This is a genomic window from Methylobacterium sp., assembly GCF_019750675.1.
Lineage (GTDB): Bacteria > Pseudomonadota > Alphaproteobacteria > Rhizobiales > Beijerinckiaceae > Methylobacterium.
This window is the reverse complement of record NZ_JAIEOF010000046.1, coordinates 1-4,139: the sequence shown is the minus strand read 5'-3', so window position 1 is coordinate 4,139 and position 4,139 is coordinate 1. Positions and strand designations below refer to the sequence as shown.

Genomic DNA, 4,139 nt, shown 5'->3' with positions numbered 1-4,139 from the left:
TCATGCTTCGTCTCGTCCTCCTCGGCGCCGCCGTCGCGCTGGCCGCGCCCGCCCTGGCGGGCGGCGACCCCGGCTATCCCCGTCGCGGTCGGTACCTGCCCCCGGAGGTCGCTTATCGCGATCCGGCCTACATCCCCCCGCCGCCGTTGCGGCCCGTGCTCGCCGCGCCGGTCTTCGTGGCGCCGGTCCTGCTGGCGCCGCGCTCCCTGGCGCTGCCCCTCTACAACGAGCCGCCGCCGCGTTTTCCCGGCCCCTGATGCGCGTCAGCTCTCCAGCTCGGTGTCCCAATACAGGTAGTCGAGCCAGGTGTGGTGGTACTCGCGGTGGTCGAATTCCGGCTGGCGGCGGTGCAGTTCGTGCCGGGTCGGCCGGTGCGGCTCGTTGAGGAGGGGCATGTCCGCCTCCACAGGGGTGCGGTTGGCCTTGCGCAGGTTGCAGGGCGAGCAGGCCGCGACCACGTTCTCCCAGCTCGACTGGCCGCCGCGCGAGCGGGGCACCACGTGGTCGAAGGTCAGGCCGCCCGAGGGCAGGCGCAGGCCGCAATACTGGCAGGAGAAGGTGTCGCGCAGGTAGATGTTGTAGCGCGTGAAGGCCGGGCTGCGCGCCAGGGTCACGTAGCTCTTCAGGGCGACCACGCTGGGCACGCGCAGGGAGCGGGAGGGCGAGCGCGCCTCGACGTCGTAGCTGGCCACCAGGGTGACGCGGTCGAGGAACAGCGCGGTGAAAGCGTCCTTCCAGGACCAGAGCGAGAGCGGATTGTACGAGAGCGGCCGGTAATCCGCATTCAGGACGAGCGTTTGGAGATCCAGCATCGGCGCTACCCTCTCGACGGGTCGACGAAGGGACAACGCGCGGGAATCGGCCGGCGCATCGCCCCAGGTTGGTGAAAGATCAGAAATCTCCGCATCCCGGGTCGTCGTGGCGGGTGGCCGGCGGCGTGACGCGGATGCGTGGACGGCCGGATCCCCGCGGCGCGGTGCGGCGCGGATCGGACCGGCATTGGCCAAAAGCCGTCGCATCGGGCGAAGACGCCCGGTTCGTGGCGACGCTCATCGGCGCGGATGGTCGTCGCCACCTCCTCGCACGGGAACGAAAAGGCCAGATCCATCGGGACTTAGTCTAATATCAGCGTGACACGCTTGTGAAGGTCGCCCGCCCCATCCCCGACGTCGCGCCCACAGGGCAGGGTCGGGGCCTCCGGCGCCCCCATTTGCCCGCGCCGTCAGCCTTTCGCCCCATTGCTCGGCGAAGGGGCGGGCCCCGGCCGCTCCCCGCCCCGTCAGACCGCGCGCAGTTCTTGCTGGCGCGATCCGGATGGGCGGGTCGTCAGCGGCCCGACGAGGCGTGGCGCGGGGCCGCGCCGGAACCGCGCGGCAAGCGCGGCGCGAAAGGATCGACATGGGCGTTATCCCGAGAAGCCAGCGGTTCGGCGGCATCCGGAGGGCGGCGCTGGCCGCCGCCTGGTTCGGTGCCCTGACGCTGGCTCCGGCGGTGCTGGCTCCCGGCGGCGCGGCCGGGCAGGGGGCGCCCGCCGTCACGACCGCGCCGGCCAAGCCGGCTCCGGCCGGAACCCCGGCTCCGGCGGAGGCCAAACCCGCCGCCAAGCCGCCGGCGCCCAAGCCCGCCGTTTCCGAGCAGATCCAGAACGTCCGCGACCAGCTCGACGCGGCCAAGGCCGACCTGGAGCAACGCGAAAAGATCCTCACCGGCCCGAATGTCGGCGCCGGCGACCTGACCCGGGCCCGCGACGGCATCGAGGCCATCGCCGACAAGATCCGCCACGTCATCGACATCACCTCCCCACGCCTGGAGGCGGCCCGCGAGCGCCTGACCCAGCTGGGCCCCAAGCCGAAGGAGGGCGAGGAGGGCGAGGACGTGGCCCGCGAGCGCACCGAGCGCGAGCACGCGGTGGCGGAGATCGACGAGACGCAGCGGCTGGCCAAATCCCTCCTCGTGCAGAGCGACCAGATCGTCGATCAGGTCTCGAACCGCCGCCGGGCCGCCTTTACGCGCGGCCTGTTCGAACGCTCCACCGCCCTCGTCAGCCCCGACCTGTGGATGCGGGCCGCCGCCGACCTGCCCCGCGACCTGCGCGCCCTGCAGAGCGCCGTGGAGGACACCGTGGCCCTGTTCGGCCGCAACGGAACGCTGGGCAACCTGCTGCTGCTCGGGATCGCCTTCGGCATCTCGATCGCCCTGTATTTCGGCCGGCGCAACATCGCCCCCCGCCTGGGGCGGCGTGACGCCAAGGCGGTGGCGCCCTCACGGCGCAAGAAGCTGCTGGCGGCCTGGCGGGTGTTCCTGCTCGGCACCGTGCCGGCCTTCATCGGCTCCTACGCGGTCTACTACGCCCTCGACGCGACGGACCTCCTGCCCCTGCGGCTCCTGCCGGTGGCGGGCGCCATCCTGGGGGGCCTCGCCTTCATCGCCTTCGTGGAGGCCCTGGCCGACGCGCTGCTCTCGCCCGACAAGCCCTCCTGGCGGGTGGCGACCATGGACGACACCGCCGCCGCCCGGGTGACCCGGCTGGCGGTGGGCATCGCCATCGTGATCACGGTGGTCAAGTCGATCGAGGCGCTGAATTCCAGCATCTCGGCCGCGCTCCCGGTCTCCATCGCCACTCGCGGCATCGGGGCGCTCGCCACCGCCCTCATCCTGGCCATCGGCCTGCACCGCTTCGCCGACACGGCGGAGAAGGAGGAGGCCTGCTTCGGCCCCTACGTGGCGCCGGAGGCGACCACGGGCATCGGCGGGCCGGCCCGCCTCCTCGGCTGGGCGGGGGCCATCGTCATCGCGGTGGCGCCGCTGGTCGGCTACGTCGCCTTCGCGGCCTTCCTCATCGACCAGCTCGTCTGGGTGGCGGGCCTGTTCGTGCTGCTGTTCCTGCTGATCTCGAGCGCCGACACCTTCATCGGCGGGACGCTGTGCGACGACACCCGCATCGCCACGGCGCTGCAGGCCAATACGGGCCTGCGCAAGCGCTCGATCAACCAGATCGCCGTGCTGGCGACGGGCTTCACCCGTCTCGTCCTCGTCCTGGTCGCCGCCCTCCTGGCCCTGGCGCCCTGGGGCCTCGACTCCACGGACGTGTTCTCCTCGGTGCGGACCGCCTTCTTCGGCTTCAAGGTCGGCGACGTCACCATCTCGCTCTCCACCATCGTGCTCGCCATCGGCCTCCTGCTCCTCGGCATGGCGGTGACGCGGGCGATCCAGCGCTGGCTCGAACAGACCTACCTGCCGGCGACCGACCTCGATGCGGGCCTGCGCAACTCGATCTCGACCATCGCGGGCTATATCGGCTTCCTGCTCACCCTGGCGCTGGCCTTCTCGTATCTGGGCCTGAGCCTGGAGAAGCTCACCATCGTGGCCGGCGCCCTCTCGGTGGGTATCGGTTTCGGCCTGCAATCCATCGTCAACAACTTCGTCTCCGGCCTGCTGCTGCTCTGGGAGCGCCCGATCCGGGTCGGCGACCAGGTGCTCATCGGCGACAGCGAGGGCATCGTGAAGCGCATCTCGGTGCGCTCCACGGAGATCCAGACCTTCGACCGCTCGGCCGTGATCGTGCCGAACTCGAACCTGATCTCCGGCATCGTGAAGAACCGCGTGCGGGGCGACCGCACCGGCCGGGTCAGCATCACGGTCAGCGTCCTGCGCAACCAGGACCCGGTCCACGCGGCCGAGCTGCTGATGGGCTGCGCCGCTGCCCAGCCGGACGTGCTCAAGGAGCCGCCGCCCCGGGTGGTGTTCCGCAAGATCGGCGACCCGTTCCTCGAGTTCGAGCTGATCGTGATGATCGTCGACGTCAGCCTCAGCCTGAAAGTGCAGAATGATTTGAACCTTAGCGTCTTCCAGACCTTGTCTGGGGCCGGAATGATCCCGGCCCTCGGACCGGGCTCCAGCGTGGTCACGGTCCAGGGCCTGGAGAGCTTCCAGAGCGCGGTGGGCCAGATCGCCACCGCGTTCACGGTGCCGGGGCGCACCGACGGGCGGCCCGAGGGCGGGGCACGCCCCGAGGAGCGCTTCGACGAGGCCGAGCCCATGCGCTCGGCGGAGGCCGCGCGCCGGAGATCCGGCGGCTGAGGAGCCAGGAGAACCGGACGTGGGGTGGATGTCGAGGACGGGACGGGTTTGCGGCATCG

At 71.2% G+C, this 4,139-nt stretch carries 3 protein-coding genes; 2 read left to right on the top strand and 1 reads right to left on the bottom strand.

Annotated elements, in window-relative coordinates; all coding sequences use genetic code 11:
- On the top strand, positions 1 to 257 hold a 257-nt coding region (locus K2X24_RS02295), incomplete at its 5' end, for a hypothetical protein (RefSeq protein WP_292494248.1).
- 6 nt (positions 258 to 263) lie between these two features.
- Here K2X24_RS02295 and K2X24_RS02290 read toward each other — a convergent pair.
- Positions 264 to 812 carry an HNH endonuclease gene (locus K2X24_RS02290; RefSeq protein ID WP_292494246.1) on the bottom strand — a complete coding sequence of 183 codons (549 nt, stop codon included), beginning with the start codon at positions 810 to 812 and terminating at the stop codon, positions 264 to 266.
- Between the two features lie 586 nt (positions 813 to 1,398).
- Here K2X24_RS02290 and K2X24_RS02285 point away from each other — a divergent pair.
- A complete protein-coding gene (locus tag K2X24_RS02285) occupies positions 1,399 to 4,080 on the top strand; it encodes a DUF3772 domain-containing protein (protein WP_292494244.1) in 2,682 nt (893 codons plus the stop codon).
- Positions 4,081 to 4,139 lie beyond the last annotated feature (59 nt).

Coding starts and splice junctions, on each gene's coding strand:
- K2X24_RS02290 (WP_292494246.1), bottom strand. CDS start 812: ATGCTGGATCTCCAAACGCTCGTCCTGAATGCGGATTACCGGCCGCTC.
- K2X24_RS02285 (WP_292494244.1), top strand. CDS start 1,399: ATGGGCGTTATCCCGAGAAGCCAGCGGTTCGGCGGCATCCGGAGGGCG.